The sequence below is a fragment of the Acinetobacter sp. MB5 genome, from assembly GCF_003261585.1.
GTDB lineage: Bacteria > Pseudomonadota > Gammaproteobacteria > Pseudomonadales > Moraxellaceae > Acinetobacter.
In genome coordinates, this window is sequence record NZ_POVU01000008.1 from 76162 (window position 1) to 101273 (window position 25112).

23 protein-coding genes are annotated in these 25112 nt (G+C 40.6%); 17 read left to right on the forward strand and 6 right to left on the reverse strand.

Annotated features, from left to right (window positions below):
* The first annotated feature begins 263 nt into the window (after nt 1-263).
* From C1A47_RS11340 to C1A47_RS11415, 16 genes are all read left to right on the forward strand, one after another.
* Entirely contained in the window at nt 264-1535 is a 1272-nt protein-coding gene (locus C1A47_RS11340; RefSeq protein WP_111895202.1) for a sensor histidine kinase, read from the forward strand.
* A gap of 75 nt (nt 1536-1610) precedes the next feature.
* Complete coding sequence (gene glnE / locus C1A47_RS11345) at nt 1611-4355, forward strand: bifunctional [glutamate--ammonia ligase]-adenylyl-L-tyrosine phosphorylase/[glutamate--ammonia-ligase] adenylyltransferase (protein WP_111895155.1); 2745 nt, start codon at nt 1611-1613, stop codon at nt 4353-4355.
* A gap of 26 nt (nt 4356-4381) precedes the next feature.
* Entirely contained in the window at nt 4382-5308 is a 927-nt protein-coding gene (locus C1A47_RS11350; RefSeq protein WP_045794425.1) for a branched-chain amino acid transaminase, read from the forward strand.
* 67 nt (nt 5309-5375) lie between these two features.
* Entirely contained in the window at nt 5376-6266 is an 891-nt protein-coding gene (locus tag C1A47_RS11355) for a mitochondrial fission ELM1 family protein (RefSeq protein WP_111895156.1), read from the forward strand.
* 45 nt (nt 6267-6311) lie between these two features.
* Nucleotides 6312-7085 carry a polysaccharide deacetylase family protein gene (locus C1A47_RS11360; RefSeq protein ID WP_413772964.1) on the forward strand — a complete coding sequence of 258 codons (774 nt, stop codon included), beginning with the start codon at nt 6312-6314 and terminating at the stop codon, nt 7083-7085.
* Nucleotides 7086-7099: 14 nt separating this feature from the next.
* Nucleotides 7100-8095, forward strand: a complete 996-nt coding sequence (locus tag C1A47_RS11365) for a glycosyltransferase (RefSeq protein ID WP_111895158.1) — start codon at nt 7100-7102, stop codon at nt 8093-8095.
* Complete coding sequence (locus C1A47_RS11370) at nt 8088-9122, forward strand: mitochondrial fission ELM1 family protein (RefSeq protein WP_111895159.1); 1035 nt, start codon at nt 8088-8090, stop codon at nt 9120-9122. The genes C1A47_RS11365 and C1A47_RS11370 overlap by 8 nt, the downstream gene beginning before the upstream one ends.
* 78 nt (nt 9123-9200) lie before the next feature.
* Nucleotides 9201-10280 carry a dTDP-glucose 4,6-dehydratase gene (rfbB, locus tag C1A47_RS11375; protein WP_111895160.1) on the forward strand — a complete coding sequence of 360 codons (1080 nt, stop codon included), beginning with the start codon at nt 9201-9203 and terminating at the stop codon, nt 10278-10280.
* Nucleotides 10281-10290: 10 nt separating this feature from the next.
* Nucleotides 10291-11199 (forward strand): dTDP-4-dehydrorhamnose reductase, encoded by a 909-nt coding sequence (gene rfbD, locus C1A47_RS11380; protein WP_111895161.1) that lies wholly within the window; start codon nt 10291-10293, stop codon nt 11197-11199.
* Nucleotides 11196-12080 (forward strand): glucose-1-phosphate thymidylyltransferase RfbA, encoded by an 885-nt coding sequence (rfbA, locus tag C1A47_RS11385; RefSeq protein ID WP_111895162.1) that lies wholly within the window; start codon nt 11196-11198, stop codon nt 12078-12080. The genes rfbD and rfbA overlap by 4 nt, the downstream gene beginning before the upstream one ends.
* A gap of 39 nt (nt 12081-12119) precedes the next feature.
* Nucleotides 12120-12695 (forward strand): dTDP-4-dehydrorhamnose 3,5-epimerase, encoded by a 576-nt coding sequence (gene rfbC / locus C1A47_RS11390; protein WP_111895163.1) that lies wholly within the window; start codon nt 12120-12122, stop codon nt 12693-12695.
* Between the two features lie 9 nt (nt 12696-12704).
* Nucleotides 12705-13769 (forward strand): glycosyltransferase family 4 protein, encoded by a 1065-nt coding sequence (locus C1A47_RS11395; protein WP_111895164.1) that lies wholly within the window; start codon nt 12705-12707, stop codon nt 13767-13769.
* Nucleotides 13770-13944: 175 nt separating this feature from the next.
* The gene (locus tag C1A47_RS11400; protein ID WP_111895165.1) at nt 13945-14682 is read left to right on the forward strand and encodes a hypothetical protein; all 738 of its coding nucleotides are present in this window, start codon (nt 13945-13947) and stop codon (nt 14680-14682) included.
* A gap of 54 nt (nt 14683-14736) precedes the next feature.
* On the forward strand, nt 14737-15591 hold the full coding sequence (locus C1A47_RS11405) for a glycosyltransferase family 2 protein (protein ID WP_111895166.1): 855 nt from the start codon (nt 14737-14739) through the stop codon (nt 15589-15591).
* 148 nt (nt 15592-15739) lie between these two features.
* Nucleotides 15740-16261, forward strand: a complete 522-nt coding sequence (locus tag C1A47_RS11410; RefSeq protein ID WP_111895167.1) for an adenylyl-sulfate kinase — start codon at nt 15740-15742, stop codon at nt 16259-16261.
* Entirely contained in the window at nt 16254-17081 is an 828-nt protein-coding gene (locus tag C1A47_RS11415; protein ID WP_111895168.1) for a sulfotransferase, read from the forward strand. The genes C1A47_RS11410 and C1A47_RS11415 overlap by 8 nt, the downstream gene beginning before the upstream one ends.
* Before the next feature lie 38 nt (nt 17082-17119).
* Here C1A47_RS11415 and C1A47_RS11420 read toward each other — a convergent pair whose 3' ends face one another.
* The 6 genes from C1A47_RS11420 to C1A47_RS11445 form a co-directional block, all read right to left on the reverse strand.
* Nucleotides 17120-17905: a glycosyltransferase family 2 protein gene (locus C1A47_RS11420; RefSeq protein WP_227539776.1), complete on the reverse strand. Its 786-nt coding sequence runs from the start codon at nt 17903-17905 to the stop codon at nt 17120-17122.
* 44 nt (nt 17906-17949) lie between these two features.
* Nucleotides 17950-18786: a glycosyltransferase family 25 protein gene (locus tag C1A47_RS11425; RefSeq protein ID WP_111895170.1), complete on the reverse strand. Its 837-nt coding sequence runs from the start codon at nt 18784-18786 to the stop codon at nt 17950-17952.
* The gene (locus C1A47_RS11430) at nt 18779-19831 is read right to left on the reverse strand and encodes a glycosyltransferase (RefSeq protein WP_111895171.1); all 1053 of its coding nucleotides are present in this window, start codon (nt 19829-19831) and stop codon (nt 18779-18781) included. Before C1A47_RS11430 ends, C1A47_RS11425 begins: the two co-directional genes overlap by 8 nt.
* 42 nt (nt 19832-19873) lie before the next feature.
* Nucleotides 19874-20092 carry a hypothetical protein gene (locus C1A47_RS11435; RefSeq protein WP_111895172.1) on the reverse strand — a complete coding sequence of 73 codons (219 nt, stop codon included), beginning with the start codon at nt 20090-20092 and terminating at the stop codon, nt 19874-19876.
* A gap of 105 nt (nt 20093-20197) precedes the next feature.
* Nucleotides 20198-21985 carry an aspartate--tRNA ligase gene (gene aspS, locus C1A47_RS11440; RefSeq protein ID WP_111895173.1) on the reverse strand — a complete coding sequence of 596 codons (1788 nt, stop codon included), beginning with the start codon at nt 21983-21985 and terminating at the stop codon, nt 20198-20200.
* Nucleotides 21986-22117: 132 nt separating this feature from the next.
* Nucleotides 22118-22894: a DUF4184 family protein gene (locus C1A47_RS11445; protein WP_111895174.1), complete on the reverse strand. Its 777-nt coding sequence runs from the start codon at nt 22892-22894 to the stop codon at nt 22118-22120.
* A gap of 121 nt (nt 22895-23015) precedes the next feature.
* On the opposite strand from C1A47_RS11445, the gene znuD reads away from it, so the two are divergent.
* Entirely contained in the window at nt 23016-25031 is a 2016-nt protein-coding gene (gene znuD, locus C1A47_RS11450; RefSeq protein ID WP_111895175.1) for a zinc piracy TonB-dependent receptor ZnuD, read from the forward strand.
* Nucleotides 25032-25112: the final 81 nt, after the last annotated feature.

A 25112-nucleotide genomic window follows, 5' to 3' on the forward strand; every position in this document is an offset into this window, starting at 1 on the left:
AGGGAATTAAGCTCAGTATTGACCATGGGGTCAAGTATGCTTGTGTGTGTTTTTGAAAATTGAAAATAGATGGAATCGAGCACAACATCTATATGATTTTTGAGTAGAAAGAATGGAATGGATTAGTTACAAAAAAAGTGGAATGATCTAAACTTTGTTTTAAAAACTTAGCTTTAATGTGCTATTTTGTTACTTAATACAAAGTTTTCATTTACGGCGATGCTTGAAAACAATGCCAGTACGAATCAATGTGTGAGGCAGGCATGCAACCAAAATTATTAGAACTGAAGCAAGCTGACCAAATGAGTGATTGCAAGCTCTCATTGCTATTAGGTGTGTCTGCGCCTCGCAATCAAATTGATATTTTCTTAAAAATGGCGCGTCGTTTGTTGAATGTTGAGTCTGCTGTTTGGGCATTCCATCATGAACCCTATGTCTGGTTTGTGACTCAGCAGGGGTTTCAGGCTTGTTCAGCCAATCATAAATTGGCAGCACAATTACAGGCTTGTTATACCGCAGACCATATGCCAATTTCCCCAAAACATCCCAACTACTTAAAGTTTTCAGATCATCTTAAACAGCATTCGTTTGAACATCAGCGTTTACTTGCACTCAATTTAACTGTGAATGACAGTAGTATTGGGCAATTGGTGTTTTTTGATCAGTCAGATGATGAGTTTAATCCTGAAGATATTGAACAGGTTGAAGTATTGCTGGAAGGGATGCTTGGCTATATCGAACTTCAATTTGAGCATGCTGAATTAAAAGAAGCGTATGAGCAGCTTTCTGCGTTGAATTTTAGCCGAACCAAGTTTTTCCAGATCATTGCCCATGATTTGCGTGCACCATTTCATGGCTTGCTAGGTTTTTCTGATGTTTTGGCAGAGGAGCTGGATACGCTCGATCATGCCAGTATTCAAAATATTGCCAGTTATTTAAATGATACAGCTAAGTCAACCTATAACTTGCTGGAAAACTTATTGAATTGGGCCATGGCGGAGGGTGGGCGCTTTGTCTATCACCCGATTAATTTTAAACTAAAACAATCTAGTCATATCGTGGTGGATGTCCTCAATAGTCTCGCCATGAAAAAGAAAATCTGTCTGGTCGATCAGGTTCCCGATGATATTCGGGTATTTGCTGACATCAATATGCTGACTTCAGTACTGCAAAACCTCACCTCGAACGCACTTAAATTCACCCCTGTTGATGGTACAGGGCAAGTGATTATTAGTGCATGTGTGCATGAACAGCAGGTTGAACTCTCTGTCACTGACACAGGTTTAGGCATGACTGAGCAGCAGGTACAGCATGTTTTTGAACCGCGTATCAAAACTTCGTTGAAAGGCACCGCAGGCGAACGGGGGACAGGCTTAGGTCTGGTGCTCTGTAAGCGTTTTGTTGATCTGAATCATGGCGAGATTCGGGTGACCTCTAAAGAAGGTCAGGGTACAACCTTCACCGTGATTTTGCCGAAAGCCCAAGATGATCATAGTACATTGGTTCAACAGCAAGATCAGCTTGCTGCCCATTAAAAGCCAACTTTTATTTTCCAAAAGCGGATTTCTCCTGCTATAACTACGCTTAGCTATACGGGAAACACGCTGATCATGAATCACGATCAATTACAAAAAACACTTCACGCTAGTCAGTACGCAGAACAAGTCTTGGCACAGTATGCTGACCAATTACAGCAAGATGATCAAAATCATCCTTTTCATCAAACCTTATCTACTACAGAAATTTTTAGCTATGTCGGGCAAACGCTAGAAGGCATTGAGGATGAACTCCAGTGGATGCGTCAGTTGCGTATTCTGCGTGCTCGTCTCATGTTTCGCTGGATTTGGCAGGATGCCAATCAACTCACTACGGTTCCTCAACTCACGCGAGAACTGGCAGATTTTGCCGATGCCTGTATTTGTGCTGCTAAAGCCTTTGCTTTGCCAGCGCTCTTGGCGAAATATGGTGAACCAATCGGTTACGATGGTCAGCTACAAGACCTCATTGTGATTGGCATGGGGAAACTCGGCGCACAAGAACTCAATTTATCCAGTGATATTGATTTGATTTTTGCCTTTGATGAACAGGGTGAAACCAATGGGCGTAAATGTATTGAGGTTCAGCAGTTCTGTATTTTGTGGGGACAAAAGCTGATTTATTTGCTGGATCACATGACCGCAGAAGGTTTTGTGTTCCGAGTCGATATGCGTTTGCGTCCATGGGGAGATGGTTCAGCACTCGCGATTAGTCATGTGGCCTTGGAAAAGTATCTGATTCAACATGGCCGTGAGTGGGAGCGTTATGCATGGATTAAAGCCCGAGTCATCACAGGACGACAGGGTGATAGTCTGATGGCCATGACCCGCCCATTTGTGTTCCGTCGTTATGTGGACTATAGCGCTTTCGAAGCCATGCGCGAAATGAAGCAGATGATCGAGCGTGAAGTGGCACGTCGAAATATTCACGATGACATTAAGCTCGGTGCAGGTGGAATTCGGGAAATTGAATTTATTGTACAGGTCTTTCAACTCATTCACGGTGGTTCAAAACTGGAATTGCAAGATCGAACCTGTTTGACCAGCTTAGAGCATATTGGCGTAGCGGGTTTGCTCGAACCACAGGCTGTGCATGATCTGGAAGATGCGTATCTGTTCTTGCGTCGTGTTGAGCATGCGATTCAGGCCTTGAATGATCAGCAAACCCAAGCGTTACCTGTTGAACCTGCATTGCGTCAGCGTATGGTGGAAACTTTAGGCTTTAGCTCATGGGATGAGTTTTTAACGGTACTGGATCAGAAGCGTGACAAGGTCAGTTTACAATTTAAAAATGTCATTCAGGAAAATGAGTTTGATTCGCAAGACAATGATAGTGCTCAGCTTGAACAACAATTATTTGCTGTACTGGATGATGATGCGCAAAAACTGATTCATGAATTTTGGCATGGGCATGCCATTAAAAAAATTCCAGCCAAAGCCCTTGAGCGTTTAAAAGCTTTTTGGCCACCACTGATTGCTGCAATTTTACAGGCAGAACAGCCACAAGTCGCGTTGCTACGTCTGATGCCATTAATCGAGTCAGTGATGCGCCGTACTGTGTATTTGGTGATGCTGATCGAAAGTAAAGGGGCATTACAGCGCTTGGTGAAAATGGCGGAAGTCAGTCCGTGGATTTGTGAAGAACTCACGCATTATCCTGTACTGCTCGATGAATTTTTGTCGATGGACTTTGAGTTGCCACGCCGTGCCGATTTAGAAGCTTCGATGCGTTATCAGTTATTACGCATTGAGCTGGATCAGGTCGAGGACTTGATGCGTGTCTTGCGTCTGTTCAAGAAAAGCCATGTGCTTGCGGTTGCTGCCAGTGATGTTTTGGCTGAAAGTCCATTAATGAAAGTCTCTGATGCCCTAACCGATATCGCAGAAGTTTGTGTGGAAGCAACTTTGCATTTGGCTTATGAAATGGTGGCACAAAAGCATGGTTATCCTGTGACTCAAGAAGGGCAGCGTTGCTCCATCGATCAGAAAGGTTTTATTGTGATTGGTTATGGCAAGCTGGGTGGGATCGAGTTGGGCTATGGCTCAGATCTGGATCTCGTGTTTATTCATTACCTCGATGAGCAAGCCGATACCGATGGCCGTAAATCCATTAGTGGTTTTGAGTTTGCTTTAAGGGTTGCTCAGAAATTTATGTCACTGATGACCACACAAACCCTCGATGGTCGTGCCTATGAAATTGATACCCGACTACGGCCTTCGGGTGAGGCGGGCGTGTTGGTCACCAGCCTGAAAGCTTATGAGCAATATCAAATGAAAAGTGCATGGCTTTGGGAGCATCAGGCACTGGTTCGTGCGCGCTCAATTGCGGGAGATTTGAGCTTAAGACAGCAATTTGAGCAAATCCGCTGCCAAATTCTCACGCAAAAGCGCAATGAAAGTGATGTACAGGCTGAAGTATTGAAAATGCGCCAAAAAATGAAAGACCATCTAGGCTCCAGTAAAGAGCAAAAAAAAGATGGGATTTTTCATTTAAAACAGGATGCAGGTGGTATCGTTGACATTGAATTTATGGCACAGTATATGGTGTTGGCATGGAGTGGGACGAAGCCCGATCTCGCCCATTTCTCTGACAATGTTCGAATCCTTGAAGATGCTGCGCGATTAGATTGCTTACCCAGCCAAGATGCGCAGGCTTTGATTCAAGCTTATCTCAGTGAACGAGCCGAGAGCCACCGTCTAGCACTTGCAAACAAAAACATGCAAGTTCAAGCTGCACAATGGCGCGACACCCGCGAGATCGTTTGCAAGTTATGGCAGAGATTAATTGATCCAAGCGCACAAGCCTTGGACAGTGAATAATGATGTGAAAATTTGGAGTGTGTGCCGTGAATTTGGCTGATCGTGATGGTTTTATTTGGCAAGATGGAAAATTAGTGGATTGGCGTGATGCAAAAATTCACGTCTTAACTCATACATTACACTACAGTATGGGCGTGTTTGAAGGTGTCCGTGCCTATGAAACACCAAAAGGAACTGCGATTTTCCGTTTAAAAGAACACACCAAACGTTTGCTTAACTCTGCAAAAATTTATCAAATGAAAGTCCCATTTGATCAAGCAACGTTAGAGCAAGCACAAATCGACGTGGTACGTGAAAATAAACTGGCTTCTTGCTATTTACGTCCGCTTATTTGGATTGGTTCAGAAAAACTCGGTATTGCAGCAACTGATAATACCATTCATGCCGCAGTTGCAGCATGGGGCTGGGGTGCATATTTGGGTGAAGAAGCGATGGCGAAAGGTATTCGCGTGAAGACTTCTTCATTTACACACCACCATCCAAACGTGACTATGTGTAAAGCAAAAGCATCTGGTAACTATACGTTATCGATTCTTGCGCATCAGGAAGTGGCACATTCAGGCTACGACGAAGCAATGTTGATGGATCCTCAAGGTTACGTTTGCCAAGGTTCTGGCGAAAACGTGTTCTTGGTAAAAGATGGTCAATTGCATACGCCTGATATCGCAGGTGGTGCGCTTGATGGTATTACCCGTCAAACGATTATTACTATTGCTAAAGATTTGGGCATTGAAGTCATTGAGCGCCGTATTACGCGTGACGAATTCTACATCGCTGATGAAGCCTTCTTTACAGGTACTGCTGCGGAAGTGACACCGATTCGTGAATACGATGACCGTCAAATTGGTGAAGGTTGCCGTGGTCCAATTACGACATTGATTCAAAAAACTTACTTTGATGCTGTTCAAGGTAAAAATCCGAAATACGAAGACTGGTTAACTTACGTAAAATAAGTTGAATCAGTTAAGATAAGAGCGAAACTTTGGTTTCGCTTTTTTTATGTGAGTGGAAAAAATCAGTATGCATGTGGTGTATATCAGTGATGGTAAGGCGGGACACCGTTCCCAAGCCTTGGGGTTGTATCAGGCAATGCAGCGCCAACATGCAGATTGCTCTTTTCAGGAAATCTCGATTGCTGATTTGCCGATTTTGAGTTTGATCGGTTCTATTTTTTCTAAGCAGTGCGCTCAGGTCGAGAAAACTCCAAGCTTTATTTTTGGCGTTGGAAGTCATACCCATTTTCGCGTGTGGCTGATGGGGAAAGTTTATCCTAAAGCCCAAACTGTGATTTTAATGAAGCCGAGCTTGCCTTTAGGGCGTTTTGATTATGCGGTGATTCCTGAGCATGATGGTGTGCCTGCATCGGACAAAGTCATCGTGACTCAGGGGGCACTCAATCCGATTGTTAATCAGCAGCATCATCAAGCCAACCGAATCTTGATTGCTTTGGGTGGCTCATCTAAACGTCACGGTTGGAATACTGAAAAAGTATTCACTGCCATTCAAAAAATTGCTGAGCAGCAGCCACAAGCAACGATCATCTTAACCACATCACGTCGTACTCCGAGTGATTTTTTAGTACAGTTACAGCAGCAGTCTTATGCAGCACAGCTCCAGATTTTCCCTGTGGAGCAAACCCCTCAAGGCTGGATTTTTGAAGAAATGCAAAAGGCCGAAGCGGTTTGGGTCACGGAAGATAGTGTGTCGATGATTTATGAGGCACTGACCGCAGGTTGTCGTGTTGGGTTGATTGAGATTGATCGGCTTAAGCAAGATCGCATTACTCATGCAGTGGATGGATTACTACAAAAACAATATGTCTCCTCGACCACCCATTTACAACAACTGCCTGCGGCAAGCGCTTTTAAAGAAGCAGAGCGTGTGGCAACATATTTACTTCAATCTTGTTAGGTTAACCCTGTGATTTATTTGGCTCTGATTGTGCTGCTTGCGGTGATGGCATTTAGTTATAAATATGCGTGGTGGAAACCTGCAATAGATTGGAAACGTCCCCGTGTCTTGATGTACCACATGGTGCGTGAGCATATCGATGGCGCCAAATTTAATAAACTGCGTGTAACACCTGCCGAATTTGATAAACAAGTGGCATGGATGAAAGCGCAAGGTTTTCACTTTGTCACCATGCGGGAACTTCAGCAAAACTGGGGTAAGCATCCTGAAAAAACTGTGGCGATTACCTTTGATGACGGTTATCTGGATAACTTGGAAAATGCCTATCCCATTTTAGAAAAATATCAAGCCAAAGCCACGATTTATGTGGTGGTTGATCGTCATGATCGCGACTGGTCGACTTATAAAAAAGCCCATCATAACAGTGGTGAATTGGCACGTGAGCCAAAACTCAATGATGAACAAGTTCGATTTTTGGCAAACAGTGGTTTAGTTGAAATTGGCTCACATACGTTGACTCATGCCAATTTGGATAAGCTCAATGATGCAGAATGTTTGCATGAATTGGCAGAATCCAAGCAACAGCTTGAACAGATGATTGAGCAACCTGTCACGAGTTTTGCCTATCCTTTCGGAATTTATAGCCAGCGTGATGTTGAACTGGCAAAACAGGCGGGTTATCAGAATGCCGTGACCACCAAAGAGGGGATTGATGCACAGCAGCCTGATTTTATGCAGTTACAACGCATTAAGATCAGTGGTAAAGATTCGATGTTTGCAGTGAAATGTCGCCTGAAACTGGGTCAACGTGGGCTATAAACGAGAGAAAAATAATGCACATTTGTATGGTCATGGCAGGTGACGAAGAAGGCGGTTTGGAAAAACATGTGGTGGAATTGGCGAACGGTTTGGCTCAGATCGGACAGAAAGTCACGTTAATTGCCCATGAAAAGTATGCGGAGCGTGTTCAGGGTGTTGAATTTAAAGCTTTGGATTTGAGTAAAAGCCGTAAAAATCCGATTTTACTGTGGCAGTTGTATCAGACCATCAAAGCCACGCATGCGGATGTGCTGCATGTGCAAGCCAACAAAGCTGTTTCGATGATTGCCCCGATGCTGAAATGGCTGAAAATTCCGAGTGTAGCGACACTGCATAATTTAAAACGCAACGTGCAAGCATTTGAAAAATATGACCGAATTATTGCTGTGAGCCGACGAGTGGCGAATCAGTTTACTCAGCAAGATCGAGTGCGTGTGGTCTTAAATGGCATTCAACCCCCAACATTACAAACAGCACAAAAACAATCTCATCAATCCTTACAAGCGATTGCCGTTGCACGTCTGGTACCTGCCAAAGGTTTTGATTTACTGGTTGAAGCATGGCAAGGCATTGATGCCAAGCTCTGGATTGTAGGAGATGGGCCAGATCGAGATTTACTGCAAGAAAAAATTCAGCAGTATGCTTTAGCAGATCGGATTGAATTGCTTGGGCATCGTGATGATATTAGTGCATTGATGCAGCAAGCGGATTTTTTAGTGATTTCATCACGTAATGAAGGTGGGCCTTATACCTTGGCTGAAGCCTTATTGGTACATTGTCCCGTCATTTCAACCGATGTGGGTATGGTGGCAGAAATCTTAACGCCAGAACTGATTTGCCCTGCCAATGATGTCACTGCATTACATGATTTAATTCAACATCATGTTCAGCAGTTTGAACAGCTCACTCAGCAATCCGAAGCAATTTATCAACGTGCCAAGCAGCAATTAACCTTAAATGCGGTATTAAGCAATACCCTACAGGTTTATCAGGAACTGAGCCATGCATGACCAGCAAAACACCAAGAAAACAGTATGGGTCATCAGTGATGGTGTGCCAGGGCATTTTAATCAGTCCAAAGGGGTATTGTTCGCACTCGAACGTGATTTCGAGTTAGATGTACACTGGATTGAGCTGACACTGAAACATAAGTTTTATCGTCGCCCACTGACTTGGCTATTAAATTGTAAAATTCCCAAAGCAGAAAAAATTCATCAATTTTATCAGGGTGATGCTTTGCCAAGTGGTCGTCCAGATATTGTGATTGGTGCGGGCGGAAATAGTGCCTATGCCATTGTTTGGTTATCTAAAGCACTGGGTGCAAAAAATATTTTCTGTGGTTCACTGCGCCAACTAAAAGCTGAATTGTTTGATGCTATTTTGGTGTTAGAACCTGATTTACCAAAACCATTTATTAGCTTGCCTGTGTCCCCGATGCCTTTAAGTCAGGCAACTTTAGCGCAGCATGGCAATTTGTGGAAATCTGAGCATCCCCATGTTGAGCAGCCAGTGTGGACGATGCTGATTGGTGGCGATGGTGCGGGCGCGCAGTATCAGCAACAAGACTGGGTGCAATTGGCAAAACAAATGAATCTGTTGGCACGTCAGCATCGCATTAAATGGTTACTCAGTACTTCACGCCGTACAGGGCAACAGGCTGAGAAGATTTTGCAGCAATATCTCAACTTTGAGGGTATTGCCGATGTGGTGTGGTGGTCAGAGCAGCCACGCTCAGTGTTACATCAGTTTTTGGCGGTTTCAACACGCGTGTTTTGCAGTGCTGATTCAATGTCGATGATGATGGAAAGTGTGACTGCCATGCGTCCTGTAGTGGCTTATTTGCCTGAGCACTGGCAACCTGATGAGAAATTCCAAAATGTACTTGAGCGTTTGAGTCAACAGCAGCTTTTACAAGTGATTTCCATTGCACAGTTCAATAGTACATTTAAAGCTGAGCAGCAGCAGACCTTAGCCATTGAGCCAAGTGAAATGTTGGGACAGCAGTTAACTCAACAGCTGTTCCATCATGATGAATAGCAATCTCCATGATTTCTTAACTGTTACAGTGGAAGAATTAGGTATACTAAGCAGAATTTTTAGTGTTCCGATTTTAAGATGAAAATTTTAGTTACAGGTGGGGCGGGCTTTATTGGTTCGGCTGTGATTCGCCATATTATTCAAAATACTCAAGATGAAGTGTTAAATGTCGATAAACTGACGTATGCGGGAAACTTGGAGTCTTTATCCAGCATTGCTCAAAGCCCTCGCTATCAATTTTCTCAAACAGATATTTGTGACCGTACTGCACTTGATCAATTATTTTCAGATTTTCAACCTGATGTCGTGATGCATTTAGCTGCTGAATCGCATGTGGATCGTTCAATCACAGGCTCGGCGGCTTTCATTGAAACCAATATTTTGGGCACCTATCAGCTACTTGAAGCTGCTCGCCAGTACTGGAATGAGTTGGTCGGTGAGAAAAAGCAAGCGTTCCGTTTTCATCATATTTCAACCGATGAAGTCTATGGCGACTTGGAAGGTACAGAAGATTTATTTCTGGAAACTACACCATATGCACCAAGTTCTCCCTATTCGGCCAGTAAAGCCAGCTCAGACCATTTAGTTCGTGCGTGGCACCGTACTTATGGATTACCTGTACTAATTACCAACTGCTCCAATAATTATGGCCCTTTCCATTTTCCTGAAAAACTGATTCCACTGATTATTCTCAATGCCTTGAATGGTCGTGCTTTACCTGTTTATGGGAATGGTCAGCAAATCCGTGACTGGCTTTATGTGGAAGATCATGCACGTGCGCTGTATCAAGTCGTGACTCAGGCACAAGTCGGTGAAACTTATAATATTGGTGGGCACAACGAGCAAAAAAATATTGATGTGGTTAAAGCTGTTTGCCAACTTTTAGAAGAACTGGCACCAAATAAACCAGAAGGTGTTGCCTATTATCAAGACCTGATTACCTATGTAACGGATCGTCCTGGGCATGATTTGCGTTATGCGATTGATGCCAGCAAGATTCAAAAAGATTTGGGTTGGGTACCACAAGAAAGCTTTGAAACAGGCTTACGTAAAACCGTTGAATGGTATTTGAATCATCAGGAATGGGTTGCTCATGTACAAAGTGGCGAGTATAAAAACTGGCTGAATCAGCAGTACCATACTGAATCTGTTCAATAAGGAATCATCAATGAAAATTCTTTTATTGGGCAAAAATGGTCAGGTGGGTTGGGAGCTACAACGTGCTTTGCAGCCTTTAGGTGAAGTGATTGCTTTAGATCGCCATGCCAATGCACGAGGGTTGTGTGGTGATATTGCGAATTTTGAAGCCATCACTCAACTTATTCAGCAAGTTCAGCCAGATGTCGTAGTCAATGCAACAGCATATACGGCTGTCGATAAGGCTGAATCAGAAGTTGAACAAGCTGATCTGATTAATCATTTAGCCGTCAAGCATTTGGCTGAACAATGCCAAGCAGTGAGTGCTCTGTTGATTCACTATTCTACAGATTATGTATTCTCTGGAGAAGGTGTGACGGCATGGCAGGAGCAAGATGCAACTGCACCGCAAAATGTCTATGGTCAAACCAAGCGTGCAGGTGAGCTGGCACTTGAACAAAGTGCGGTAAAGTTTATCAATTTTCGTACTTGCTGGGTGTACGGTACGCATGGTCAGAACTTTATCAAAACCATGCTCCGTTTAGCACAAGCCAAAGAAGAGCTGAATATTATTGCCGATCAAATCGGTGTGCCAACGGGTGCAGCACTGATTGCTGATGTTACTGCACAGGCAATTCGTTATTACAGCTTGCAAGATATGGATCAGCAGAAATATTTGTGTGGGCATTATCATCTGGCAGCTTCAGGTGAAACCTCGTGGTACGAATATGCGCAGTTTATTTTTGATGTCGCGCGACAAAAAGGTTTAGTCTTAAAGTTGCAACAGGTTCGCCCAATTGCGACAACAGCATATCCGACACCTGCCAAGCGTCCGTTAAATTCACGTTTAAATACCAATAAATTACAGCAAAAATTTCACCTGCATTTGTCACATTGGCAGCAGGGGGTTGAGCAAGTTTTAGGAGAAATCATCGTATGAGTCAGGCAAAACGCAAAGGCATTATTCTTGCGGGTGGTTCAGGTACACGTTTGTACCCGATTACGATGGGAACATCGAAACAGTTGTTGCCAATTTATGATAAGCCAATGATTTACTATCCATTGTCTGTGCTTATGTTGGCAGGAATCTCTGAAATTCTGATTATTTCGACACCAGAAGATTTACCAAATTTTGAAAAATTATTGGGTACAGGTGAAGAACTTGGCATTAAGCTGTCTTATAAAGTTCAACCTTCACCAGATGGTTTGGCACAAGCCTTTATTTTGGGTGAAGAATTTATTGGTCAGGACAATGTCTGTCTGATTTTGGGTGACAACATTTTCTATGGTCAGAGTTTCAGTCAGCAATTGAAACGTGCTTCAGCACAGACTTCAGGCGCAACTGTATTTGGATACTATGTCAATGACCCTGAGCGTTTTGGTGTTGTGGAATTCGACTCAACAGGAAAAGCGATCAGCATTGAAGAAAAACCCGTACAGCCAAAATCGAATTATGCGGTGACAGGTTTGTATTTCTATGACAATAGCGTCATTGAAATTGCAAAGAATATTCAGCCATCACCACGTGGTGAGTTAGAAATTACCGATGTGAACAACGTTTATTTACAACAAAATCAACTCAATGTTGAATTGTTGGGGCGTGGTTTTGCATGGTTAGATACAGGCACTCATGACTCATTACTTGAAGCGAGTCAATTTGTACAAACCGTAGAACACCGTCAAGGGCTTAAAGTTGCATGCTTGGAAGAAATTGCATTTAACAATGGCTGGATTAGCCCTGAGCAATTGTTAGCACGTGCTAATTTCTTCAAAAAAACAGGTTATGGTCAGTATTTGTTAAAACTGCATCAAGAACATTAAGCAAAACACGCCTAAAATACCCAGATTGAGTGACGTAGTATGAAGATTATTGAAACCAAGATTAAAGATTTATTGATTCTTGAACCTCGTGTATTTGCAGATGAACGTGGTTGGTTCATGGAAAGCTTTAATCAGAAAAACTTTGAACAGGCATTGGTGGAACGTAATCTCCCGATTCCAGACTTTGTTCAAGATAATCACTCTATGTCACAAAAAGGTGTATTGCGCGGTTTGCATTACCAGTTAAACCCACATGCCCAAGGTAAGCTTGTGCGTGTGGTACAAGGTCGTGCATGGGATGTGGCAGTTGATATTCGTCAAGATTCGCCAACGTTTGGGCAATGGGTAGGTGTTGAACTCACAGGTGAAAATCAGCGTCAGTTCTGGATTCCAGCGGGTTTTGCACATGGTTTTATTGCTTTGGAAGACAACACACAGTTTTTATATAAAACAACAGATTATTATGCAAAAGAGTGTGAACGTAGTTTGGTGTGGAATGATGTTGAGCTTGCAATTGAATGGCCAGTTGAAGCAGGTATGCAGCTTAAATTGACTGCAAAAGATCAGGAAGCTGCGACTTTCGCTCAGGCACGTGCAGCTCAAGCATTGTTTTAAGGAAAGCATATGAAAGTTCTGAATGCAGTCTATGGCGATGCAACAGGTGGTCGCTGGCAAGCCATGCTAGATATTGCCAATACTTTAAAAAGTTTTGGGCATGATGTAGTTTTGCTACGTGGTACTGAAAATCAGCATCTTAAAAGTGGTGAATGGCCAATTACCGTTATTCCGAACAAAGGTTTTTATAGCATTACAGCAGCATTAAAAATTCGTAAATTCATTGAGCAACAACAGCCTGATGTGATTATTGCACATAGCGGTAAGGCAGTTTGGTTGTTCAAAAATGCGATGTTGGGCATGTCCAAAAACATTCCTGTGATTGCGGTCAATCATAGTCATAATGTCAAACGGACTTTGCGTGCCGATGCCTTTATTCATATTACGCTGTATGTCCAAGAGTTGGTGCAAAAACGCCAAACGCCTGAAGAACGCGCAGCTAAACCACAACAGGTGATTTCGAACTTAACGTATTTACCTAAAGTTGTCGCTGAACCACATCTAATTCGTGTTCCACCGAGTATTGTGATGTTAACGCGGATGGTACCTAATAAAGGTGTGCATGTGCTAATCGATGCTTTAGCGATTTTGCGTAACAAGGGTATTGATTTTAGCGCAGTGCTGGCAGGTCAGGGTGAGATGCTCGCGACTTATAAACATCAGGCTGAGCAGTTACAACTCCTTGATAAAGTCAGTTTCCCAGGTTGGATTGGTGGTGAAGATAAAATTGCATTATTGCAAAATGCCGACATTGTCGCGTTGCCTTCAATTACCGAAATTCAGGGGATTGGGATTTTAGATGCATTTGCATGGGGTAAAACCCTGATTACCACAGATCACATTGGTATTCGCCAAACTGCAAAACATGGTGTCAATGCTTGGTGTGCCAAAGCTGATGATGCGCAAAGTCTTGCCGATGGAATTGAATATTTGATTCAGCATCCAGATGAAGCATTAAAGTTTGCCCAACAAGGCAAAAAAGAAGCGCTAGAGAAATACTGTTTTGAGCAGACTGCTAAGGCGCATAACCAATTTGTTGAGCATGTTGTTGAATATTATCAACCACATCATTAGATTAATCTAAACAATCATAAAAGCCTAGATTATTCTTGGCTTTTATTTTTGAAACATATTGAGGCAAAAGCATACAAGCCATGTAAAAACTTTGTAGGAATAAAGAAATATTCTCAATATCTTCAGAAAATGTTCCTATAATACGACAAGATTATGATATTTGAGATTTTCCTGCATGGAACCATTAAGCTTAGATGAAGTGGAATTTCATTCCTTTCATTGGGATAACTTTGATCGAGATATTTTAGCCGCGCATAAAAAAGTGATGCAGCATTTGGGGCTAAATGTAAAATATACAGAAGAAAATATGCCACATGGAGAGTGGCTTGATCGAGTCATTGGTCAATCTACAGCGAAAGTGGTGGCAATTATTGAGCCCGATTTAATTCCTTTAAATCGTGAAATTGTTGAGAAATCTGTCCAGTATGTTTATCAGAATGATACTTTTCTAGGCTGTGCCCAAGCATCGAACCATATTCATCCTGCAACACACATTTTTGCTTCACCAGCGTTCTTTTTTATCACACCATCATGTTACCAAGCACTTGGTAAACCTTCATTTATGCAAAATAAACAGGCGGATGTTGCTGAGCAATTGGCTTATATTGCAGAGAAAAAAGGCATACGTTATCGCACCTTATATCCAACCTGTTTCGAACGTGAACCTCGAGAGGGTATCTGGTTACTTGGCAATTATGGCTATTATGGCATTGGCACTGTATTTGCTGATAGTGTTTATCACTTGTTTCAAAGTCGTCATGCAGATAATGTAAAATTGTTTTTACAGCGTTGTGATGATGTGCTAAATGGCTGCTTTTCAACAGAAGGTTTTATTTCATCGACTGCATTTAATAATATTGGACGCGTAGTTAAAAAGCCAAAAATTAAACAGTGGTATAAGAAAATTTTCTAAGAAAAATCATAAGCAGCTCTAATAAGAGCTGCTTATGATTAGGTACATATAAAAATGGCACAGCTTAAAATTGCACTTGTTGTAATCGTATATGGTAAGACTTTACAACAGTCTCTCACCATTCAGGATTTACTCAAATTTAAATATCCATTGCATCAGCTTTTGATCGTCAATAATGGTCCCGAAGCTATTTTAGAACATGATTCTTGTATCCAAGATTTAGGTCAGATCCATCAGAATGTAACACTACAGAATCAGCTACAAAATAAACCATTAAGCTGGATTTATAATGACTTTATCCAGAGTTATGATGCAGATTACTATGTGCTATTTGATGATGACACTGAAATTAATGAACAATATCAGGATGTTTTATTTCATTTAAAAAACGTGGATTTTGAGTTGCCTGAAATTCGAGCACGCTGTGATTTAAAGCCACGTTTCCCTATGATGAATTCACAATTGCTCCAACATAGAGGAGAGATTATAGAACCTGAAAAAATTTATTCAGTTGGTTCTGGATTAATTATCTCTCATCGTATTAAAGAATTTTTTAAAGATAAAAATATGGAGATTTTTGATTCTAATTTTGCATTTTATGGAGTAGATACAACATTTTTTACTCGAATAAATCAATTTATTAAGCAAGGTTATAAATTCAAGTTTTCTTCAATGACTTACTTAAACCATTGTCTGTCTTTGACGGAAGAGAGTTTGACTACATGGCGTAAAAATGAATTTATTTATGAAAATGTTTTAACTTTAAAATATTATAGCTCGAGTCAATGGAGTAAAAATTTAAAGTTTATTAAATTAGTTTTTCGTAAAATAATTAAATTGTCATTTCGCGATGCTTTTTTAATCATTAAAGTGTTTTTTAAAGGAAAGCATCCAAGATGTGAAATTTAAAAGTTTAAATTAGGGGAATGTACTTTAATTTTTTAAATTCTGATATGTATTTTATTTTTCGAATTTAATAATATGAGAAAATTTAAAAAAATAGTGTAGTACCCTAAATATTAAAATATAATCCATAGTTAGATATTTGGGGGAAGATATGATTGTCATGTTATGTGGCCTGTCAGGCGCTGGTAAAACTACGATAGCAAATGCTTTACTTGTGCATTTAAAGCAGCAAGGCTATCCAGCTGATATTATTGATGGAGATGAGTCAAGAAAATATCTATTTCCAGAATTAGGTTATACATTGCCAGATCGTTGTAAAAATATGGAGCGGATGGCATGGTTGGCTCACAAACTTTCTAACAATGGCATTATTGCAATTATTAGTGCGATGAATCCCGATCAAAATACTAGAAATACAATTAAGAAAAAATATTTAAATGTTAAAGAGGTTTTTGTGTATTGTAGTGTTGAATCTCTATTTTCTAGAGATACAAAGGGCTTGTATAAAAAATCTCAACTTCCTGATGGACATAAAGATAAAATTTCCAACCTCTCGGGTATAAATGGAGATTTCCATATTCCACAGTCACCAGATCTTGTGATTAATACAGATACTCTATCTGTAGAAGATGCCGTCAAAAAAATCACACAAGAGATTATTTTAAATGCTTAAACAACCTCTTATTATATTAGGAATGCATCGTTCAGGAACCTCATTAATTACACAATGGTTGTATAAGTGTGGTCTTAATGTTGGTGATAGATTACTGAATGAAGGCGTTGGAAACGATGAGGGTCATTTTGAAGACCTCGACTTTGTAGAATGGCATGAGCAGGTATTGCAAGATAATGATTTGCCAACGACAGGTTTTATTGATAAACAAGAAATAAAAATATCAGAGCAACATATAGAGAAATTTGATCAAATTTTTCATAAGAAATTACCGGATAATTGGGGATGGAAAGATCCTAGAACCTGCCTATTTATTAACTTCTATAAGGAAAAGATAGCAGATGCATCTTATTTAGTTATTGTTCGAGACTATCAGGATGTAATTTCATCTTTAATTAAGAGGGATATTAAATTAATTAAATATTTTTATTTTAGAAGATCTAATTTTATTAAAAAGCTAAAATGGAGATTTTATAAAGAAAAAAAATTGTTAGCTCAGTATGATATTAAAAAAATGACATCTCTATATGCAGGTGCGTATATTCGATATAATCGTGAAATTTTGAACTTGGTTTCAGATCGGAAGTTAAATGAGAAAACGATTGTGCTTGAATATTCTGAGATATTGAAAAATGATCAAAAATATTTTGACTTAATTGTTGAGAAAACAGGTTTGGAGTTAGAGTTAATTCCATTCTCTACAATTTATAAGCCAAATCTTATGGCTAAGAATACCTATTTTAATGCTGAATATTTATCTAAAAGGGAATTGAATGAATTAAAAGGTGTACATAGTCAGCTAAAATCTTATCTTGATTAAGATTTGGTTGAAAAATAAAAAAGATTAATCTAATTAGATTAATCTTTTTTTATAAATAAGTTTAAAATTAATTTTTTTATCTTTTTTTGATTAATAATAAAGTTTAAGAAATTACTAGATGATATAAAAAATATAGAACACATTGGAAAAAACCATTGGCTGATTTTTCGATTTTGTTGAACTTTAATATATTCATTTTGTACAACATAATAACTCTTATCAACATTTCCAGCACTTTTGTGAAAAAGGTGAAAGTCAATGACATAACTCTTGAGTCCTAGAAAACTAGCGTTTTGGCATAGATCTAAGCCATATAAATGAAAACCTTTTAATATAGTTGTCGCTGCAATATTTACTTTTTGATTAATAATAAAGAAGTTTTCATCAACGCTCATGACCTCTTGAGGAAATGGGCCATCAGCAATATTTTCTCCGTGAGGATCACTAATACGAACGACATGTTTTCCCGTTGTTTTTCTACCTGCATTTCCCGCAATCGCCCATTTGGGGTTAAGCTTATTTAATTCTTTGATTCTTTCTTCTAGAATCTCTCGATCATCATATTTAAAAAGAATATCTTGATGACAAAAAATTAGGTATTCACCTTGTGCTTCTTTAATGGCACGATTAATTCCTGAAAAACCATCAAATTGATTTGAAGCTTTGTTATCAAAAAATAAGAACTCAACATCATGTGCTGAAAAGCCTTTTTGCTCCGCACTTAGGACCATTTCTTTATATTCATTTGGTCGTGTAACTAGTGTGCAAAAAGTGTATTTTTTATGAAAGTTTATTTCACCTTCAATTTTTCTCAAAAAACTCACCATCCTTTCTCATAAACTGAATCATTATACTGAAATAAGGTAAATTAACAATTCAGATTGTTAATATATTGGATTAATTTTTTAATTTTCTTGAGTTTTATTAATAGCTTAAAAAAAGTCTGAATATCTTGCCATATTTTATAAGTATTTTTAGAAAAACGATTTTCTTTATATTGTGCTAAAAATGCTTGGCGATTTTGATCGACAGCTTCAATCGTGCTGTCATCTTCACCACCTTGTTCAAAGAAATAATAATATGGGATTTCAGATTTTTCTGAGAGTAAAAATTTCCAGTCATCGGCAACCGTAGTCTTTGCCAGCATTTTTCTGACCAGTTTACCTGCTTCATTCGGAGTTATACTATAGGCACATGCCATCGTATATTGATAACGAGAACCAAGCATATTGAAATGAGTTTGATCTTCTGAGATATAGCCTAAAATGCGGGTACGGGCTTTTTTGGAGTGTCCACTCAGAAAAATAAACTCGGCAGGATGATGAAGTATGCTATGTAATTGTGCTGTATGTTGATGGTGTGCGGCGAGATAGACATCATCCTCAATAATCACTACACGATCATAATTTGCATAACGTTGCTCTGAAATGCGTTGCCACAAAAATAAGTGACTGAGCATACAACCGATTTCACCTGTACTCATCGGACGTTTACACTGACCAGCTTGCTCTCGTGCAATATTGATCAATGCAAGTATTTCAGAAGATAAGTCTTTACCATAGATCGCATCAAAAAACTCAAGCTCAATTTCAATATCAGAAACCGCTTGGCGCAATTTATTAAATTCAAGTTCTATCGCTTTACGACGTTCTAAGCTTTGCTTGAGAGAAATACAAATAAATAGAACTTTCGAGGACTTAGACATGAGCAATATGTTGTCCTTTCGCGTAGATTTCAGCTTGCCAAGGTGAGTTTAGTGCTTGTTGATCAATTAAATTGAGCCATTGCTGCAAAATATTTTTTGCTTCAAAGGTTGAGTGTGCAAGGGCATAACCACGTTGTGCAATTTCAACTGCCTGCTCAGGGTGCTCATGGTAGTATTTTAATTTTTCCAGTAAATCAGACGTGTCTTTAAAGTACACCATACTATTTTCAGGAAATAATTCAGTCATCCCAGGCGTTTCTGCGCTAAAAACCAGACAGCCCATGCCTGTGAGCTGGGCAAGACGGTCACTACTATACATATAAATATCATTATATTTTGAGTAGTTGATACCCATTAAGCTATTTCGTACCGCAGCCTGATATTCATGTCCAAATAAAGAGGGGTGTCCTAAACATGCACCAAGCTTAAATTTGAACTGAGGAAGCTGCTCAGTTAAATGGCTAATAAATTGCTCACGCTCAGGGTATTTGCTATTTGAACCGCAAAAAATACAGTCGTAGTCAAATTTAAGCCAGTCTTCACGTGCGTATTCGATTGAATGCAAACTCAGGTTCGGGGTAAAAGCAAACACAGGATGATCACAAACTTCTGATAGATTCTGTAAATGCTGACCTGCCGTTGTCACAAAGACATGATCGACTTCACTGTGCATCTCTTTGAAATGGTCAAGACGGTGAGGTTCATTGATTGGATCAACAAACCACATGGCAACTTTGGCTTGGTGAATCGCTTTAAGTTGTTTAAGTAATTCTTTAGGTAAATGAATATGCCCAATTAAAATCAGGTCAAAATGAACATTTTGGCAAAGTTCAATCAGTTGTTGATGTGTTTTTTTATGAGAGAGAGAAGTAGTGTTGAAAATATTACTTTTTCTGACCATATACTTATAGTCAAAAGCATGGACATAGTGTCCAAGCTCAATTAAACCATGTTGAATCTTGGCATCGGTGTTATAAAACATTGAGCCATTATTGTCAGTTTTGAAATTTGCAATGTGCAAGATTTTTAAAGATGAATGGCGCAATGTTACTGTTCCATAATCAGATGATGAACAAGAATCGGGGTTTTATTGGTTATCCGCATTGCCCTTGAGCACCATATAAATCAAGGCGCAGAAAATAAGTAAGGCAGCAGATAAACTACTGAAACAGAAATATAAAATACGCTGGTACGTGGTGATATTCATAAGCTGATTATGAATAATATAGGTCATAATGCCCCATTGGACTAAAGAAAACACAATCACCACCAATGAACGGCGGCGGACTTCTGGACGCATAGCCATGGTTTTCACCTAACATAAAAAAAGCAGCTTATTATGCCACTATAGAGAGTCAATCTCAATTACCATAAAAAAACCCTGCCGAAGCAGGGTCTTATCTACAAAAACTTAAGCTTCTTTGGCTTCAGCTTTTGGTTTTTCACGTAAACGGATACCTAAATCACGCAATTGATTGGCTTCAACTGGTGCAGGTGCTTGAGTCAACGGACATTCAGCAGTTTTGGTTTTCGGGAATGCAATTACATCACGAATAGAAGATGCGCCAGTCATCAGCATCACTAAACGGTCAAGACCAAATGCCAAACCACCGTGCGGAGGCGCACCATAACGTAAAGCATTCAATAAGAAGCTGAATTTCTCTTCTGCTTCTTCTTCACCAATACCTAACGCTTCAAAAATTGCTTTTTGCATTTCTAAAGTATAGATACGCAGTGAACCACCACCGATTTCAGTACCGTTAAGAACCATGTCGTAAGCAACAGACAATGCTTCACCTGGGTTGTTCTTCACTTCTTCAACAGAAGATTTTGGTAGTGTGAATGGGTGATGTACAGAAGTCCATTTGCCATCATCAGTTTCTTCGAACATTGGGAAGTCAACAACCCAAAGTGGTGCCCACTCGCAAGTTGCAAGATTCAAGTCATGACCGATCTTCACACGAAGCGCGCCCATTGCATCATTGACAACTTTGGCTTTGTCTGCACCGAAGAATACGATGTCGCCATTTTCAGCACCAACACGTTTCAACAAATCAAGCACGATTGGCTCGATGAATTTCACGATTGGAGATTGAAGACCTTCGATGCCTTTTTCAAGTTCGTTGACTTTAATGTAAGCTAAACCTTTCGCACCGTAGATGCCAACGAATTTGGTGTATTCGTCGATGGCGCTACGTGGAAGTGCGCCTGCGCCTGGTACGCGAAGCGCAACAATACGACCTTTCGGATCTTTTGCAGGGCCAGCGAATACTTTGAACTCAACGTCTTGCATGAGGTCTGCAACGTCAACCAGTTTCAATGGAATACGCATATCTGGTTTGTCAGATGCATAATCACGCATTGCATCTGCATAAGTCATACGTTCAAATTTATCGAATTTAACATTCAATAATTCGTTGAACATTTTAACCGTTAAGCCTTCCATTAAATCCATGATGTCATCGTCACTCATGAACGATGTTTCAACGTCGATTTGGGTAAATTCAGGCTGACGATCCGCACGCAAGTCTTCGTCACGGAAACATTTTGCGATTTGGTAATAACGGTCAATACCACCCACCATTAACAACTGTTTGAACAATTGTGGTGATTGTGGCAATGCGTAGAAGCTACCATTTGAAACACGGCTTGGCACTAAATAGTCACGCGCACCTTCTGGTGTTGCGCGAGTCAAGATCGGTGTTTCAACGTCTAAGAAACCATGATCTTCGAAATAGTTACGGATCAAGTTGGTTACTTTAGAACGGAAGCGTAAACGATCTAACATTTCAGGACGACGGATGTCCAAGAAACGGTATTTCAAACGAATTTCTTCAGAAATATTGGTGTTGTCGTCATTGAGTGGGAATGGAGGAGTTTCAGAAGTTGCAAGAACTTCAATCTCTTTACCCAAAACTTCGATTTGACCACTCACCATGTTGGCATTTTCTGTGCCTGCATAACGGCGGCGTACACGACCTGTAATTTTTAATACAAATTCAGAACGTGCTTTATCTGCGGTTGCGAAAGCTTCAGGAGTATCTGGGTCAATAACCACTTGAACAAGACCATCACGGTCACGCATGTCGAGGAAGATGACACCACCGTGATCGCGACGACGGTGTACCCAACCACACAGGGTCACGGTTTGGTCAATTTGGGCTTCGGTTAAAGAACCGCAGTAATGAGTTCGCATCATGTTTTTTAAATCCAAACTATATTGGCAATAGGAGCGTATACGTAAACAGCGTACCGCGAATCAATCAGCGATTATGCCCTTTTAGGTGATGTTGCTCAAGGTTTAGCGCGAAAAAACCATCGTTAAGACGACTTAAGACGGAGGGAGCGATTTTTTAGCCGCTTGAATTTGTGAATATTTCCATAAAAATAAACCGCTACCCGCAGTAAAACAGACCAGCCAGCCTTGCACAAAGGCTTTAAAACCGCGACCACTTAACTCGTAGAGATTTCCCCCAAGTTCAGCATGATTGAACAGATAAAAACTCAGCATTGCCATGCCACACAGCAATGCACTTATGGATAAGCGTTGTAAAAATTGGCGTTGTAAGGTTGTGGGAGTCGCTTGTCGATAATGTGCAATATAATGCTTTGTCCAAATCCATAACCAAGGCAAAGCCAGTACTGATGTCCCGATTTGTAACAGCCGATGCATCGGGAAATGATGGTCAAATAGCTCAATGCTTTGCTCTAAGAAATCACAGGCCAACCAAGTACGTGCATCGACATGGGTAAAGCTGTCCCAGATAAAATGGCTGATGGTTCCGAGTAGTAATGCGCAGACACTTGCGATGAAAAAGATCAGGTATTGCTTGAAGCTTTGCAATCCAAGCGGGGCGATTAGACCTAAACCAGTAAAAATTACAGGGCGATACAGCAGATACCACAGTCCTGAAGCGATTAGACCAATCAACAAGTCGGGGAAAATCAAGCCCTGCCATAAATGACTCAGCATGACATCTTTTTGCGTAAACAGGCGAATGAGATCAGGCGCCATACAACCGATTGCAGCCGCAGCCAAAGGGAATTTTCTTTGGCTGAGCCGATAAATCACAGGTGCGATCAGCATATGCGACACAGTAAATGCCATAGGTGTGCTTGAAAAATACAAAAACAAAATTTTAACGAAATTAAGCAGAAAGTACGAATGGGACTTGCAAATAAAACGATACGTTATAATATAACAACAAATTTAGCACTGGATGCCTACAATGTCCTTGAAGAAACATGCATTTGTTCTCTCTGTTCTATCACTGACCATTCAACAGGTCATGGCGCAAGATACATCTGTTACAGAAAATGATTTACCGACCATTCAGGTTCATGCTGATAAAAAACCAAAAGTGAATTCAACGGCTGGTGATGCAGTTGTCGATCAGAAAACCTTAATCGCAGGTGCAACCACCATTGGCAATGCCTTAAATGGTCAGGCAGGCGTGTATTCAGCACAATACACAGGCGGGGTAAGTCGTCCTGTGATTCGTGGGCAAGATGGCGCGCGAGTCAAAATTACTGAAAATGGTGGCGATGCACTTGATGTATCGAGTGTTTCACCTGACCATGCGGTGACTGTTGATCCAAACTCAGCACAGGAAATTCAGATTTTAAAAGGCCCTGAAGCATTGTTGTATGGCGCAGGATCGGTCGGTGGTCTGATCAATGTGGTCGATGACAAGATTCCGACTCAAATGCCTGAAGGTGGTTATACAGGTCGTGCAGGGGTCCGCTATAACTCAGGTAGTGATGAACTGTTGTACTCAGGCAATGCCACCATTGGACTGGGGGATCAGTTTGCCCTACGTTTGGGTGGTTTAAAACGTGATGCCAATAACTATATTTTGCCGAAAGATTTACAAAGCGATAGCCGTCGCCAAGACAGTACCTTTGCCGATTCTAAAGATTACAACGTAGGGTTGTCATGGATTTATGACCGTGGTTATACAGGAATTTCCTTTAGCCAGCGTCATGACCAATATGGTATTCCTGCCGACAATGAACTGTACGGCACGTGTGAACGTAGCGGCAGCAGTTTAACCAATTGCGGTACAGCAACGGGTGGCGGTGATGATGCACAAGGTTGGATTAACCTGAAACAAAAACGCTATGACATTAAAACTGAACTGAATGATCCATTTGCAGGTTTTAACAAACTCTCTGCTCAAGCCAACTATACCGATTATCAACATACCGAAATGGATGGGGACACGCCAGACACGACCTTTAATAGCAAAGGCACAGATGCGCGTATTACCTTGAGTAACAATCCGTGGGCGGGCTGGACAGGGCAAATCGGAACGCAATTTACTCAGCAAAAACTCAGTATTGATGGTGATGAATCTTTGATGAATCCCAACACCACCAAAAAATACAGTCTGTTTGCTTTACAACAAAAGCAGGTCAATAACCTGAATTTTGAAGTGTCATCACGGATTGATCAGCAAAATATCAATATCGATTCGACTCAAAAAGATTACAATGGTACGGCTTATTCGATTGCAGGTTCAACCAGTTGGGAGTTTGTTCCAAACTATAAACTGTCTTTGACTGCATCACATCAAGAGCGTTTGCCTGTGGCACAAGAGCTGTATTCAGACGGCAAACACATGGCAACCAATACCTATGAACTGGGCAATGACAACCTTGACAAGGAAAAATCCAATAACCTTGAATTGGGGCTGCACTTTGACAATGACCGTTTGAAATATAACGTCAGTGTGTTCCAGAACTGGTTTAATAACTTTATTTATGCCAAAACGCTGGATCAATATGATGATTTTCGCTTAATTCAGTACAGCCAAACTCAGGCGCGTTTCTATGGGGTTGATGCTGATCTGAGCTATCAACTTTCTCCAGTCTGGAATGCAGGCCTGTTTGGGGATTATGTACGCGGTAAATTGGATAACGATGGCAATGCCCCACGTGTTCCAGGTGGGCGTTTAGGCACACGTTTCAAAGCGGACTTTGGCGATGGCTACTCGGCAACCGCAGAGTATTATCATGTGTTTAATCAGGATGATATTGCCAATTATGAAACCGATACCAAAGGCTACAACATGCTGAATTTAGGTTTGGCATATACAGGTCAGGTGAATGCGAAAACAGGTTATCGTTTATATGCACAAGCCAATAACTTGCTCGATGCCAATGTTTATCAGCATGAATCATTCCTTGCCAATGTGCCACAAGTCGGACGTAACTTTACGGTCGGGGTAGATTTTAACTTCTAAGATTTAAGCCCAATTCGTGACAGGAGTGCCTCCCATCACGAAATTACTCTTGAAAAAAACTAAGAGAAAACCTAGCCTGAC

Excerpts from the sequence above, each read along its gene's own strand:
- rfbD (WP_111895161.1), top strand. The coding sequence starts at position 10,291 with ATGAAAATTCTTTTATTGGGCAAAAATGGTCAGGTGGGTTGGGAGCTA.
- znuD (WP_111895175.1), top strand. The coding sequence starts at position 23,016 with ATGTCCTTGAAGAAACATGCATTTGTTCTCTCTGTTCTATCACTGACC.
- rfbB (WP_111895160.1), top strand. The coding sequence starts at position 9,201 with ATGAAAATTTTAGTTACAGGTGGGGCGGGCTTTATTGGTTCGGCTGTG.
- C1A47_RS11395 (WP_111895164.1), top strand. The coding sequence starts at position 12,705 with ATGAAAGTTCTGAATGCAGTCTATGGCGATGCAACAGGTGGTCGCTGG.
- C1A47_RS11425 (WP_111895170.1), bottom strand. The coding sequence starts at position 18,786 with ATGTCTAAGTCCTCGAAAGTTCTATTTATTTGTATTTCTCTCAAGCAA.
- C1A47_RS11400 (WP_111895165.1), top strand. The coding sequence starts at position 13,945 with ATGGAACCATTAAGCTTAGATGAAGTGGAATTTCATTCCTTTCATTGG.
- C1A47_RS11360 (WP_413772964.1), top strand. The coding sequence starts at position 6,312 with ATGGCATTTAGTTATAAATATGCGTGGTGGAAACCTGCAATAGATTGG.
- C1A47_RS11370 (WP_111895159.1), top strand. The coding sequence starts at position 8,088 with ATGCATGACCAGCAAAACACCAAGAAAACAGTATGGGTCATCAGTGAT.
- C1A47_RS11405 (WP_111895166.1), top strand. The coding sequence starts at position 14,737 with ATGGCACAGCTTAAAATTGCACTTGTTGTAATCGTATATGGTAAGACT.
- C1A47_RS11365 (WP_111895158.1), top strand. The coding sequence starts at position 7,100 with ATGCACATTTGTATGGTCATGGCAGGTGACGAAGAAGGCGGTTTGGAA.
- glnE (WP_111895155.1), top strand. The coding sequence starts at position 1,611 with ATGAATCACGATCAATTACAAAAAACACTTCACGCTAGTCAGTACGCA.
- C1A47_RS11410 (WP_111895167.1), top strand. The coding sequence starts at position 15,740 with ATGATTGTCATGTTATGTGGCCTGTCAGGCGCTGGTAAAACTACGATA.
- C1A47_RS11415 (WP_111895168.1), top strand. The coding sequence starts at position 16,254 with ATGCTTAAACAACCTCTTATTATATTAGGAATGCATCGTTCAGGAACC.
- C1A47_RS11355 (WP_111895156.1), top strand. The coding sequence starts at position 5,376 with ATGCATGTGGTGTATATCAGTGATGGTAAGGCGGGACACCGTTCCCAA.
- C1A47_RS11340 (WP_111895202.1), top strand. The coding sequence starts at position 264 with ATGCAACCAAAATTATTAGAACTGAAGCAAGCTGACCAAATGAGTGAT.
- C1A47_RS11445 (WP_111895174.1), bottom strand. The coding sequence starts at position 22,894 with ATGGCATTTACTGTGTCGCATATGCTGATCGCACCTGTGATTTATCGG.
- C1A47_RS11435 (WP_111895172.1), bottom strand. The coding sequence starts at position 20,092 with ATGGCTATGCGTCCAGAAGTCCGCCGCCGTTCATTGGTGGTGATTGTG.
- aspS (WP_111895173.1), bottom strand. The coding sequence starts at position 21,985 with ATGATGCGAACTCATTACTGCGGTTCTTTAACCGAAGCCCAAATTGAC.
- rfbC (WP_111895163.1), top strand. The coding sequence starts at position 12,120 with ATGAAGATTATTGAAACCAAGATTAAAGATTTATTGATTCTTGAACCT.
- rfbA (WP_111895162.1), top strand. The coding sequence starts at position 11,196 with ATGAGTCAGGCAAAACGCAAAGGCATTATTCTTGCGGGTGGTTCAGGT.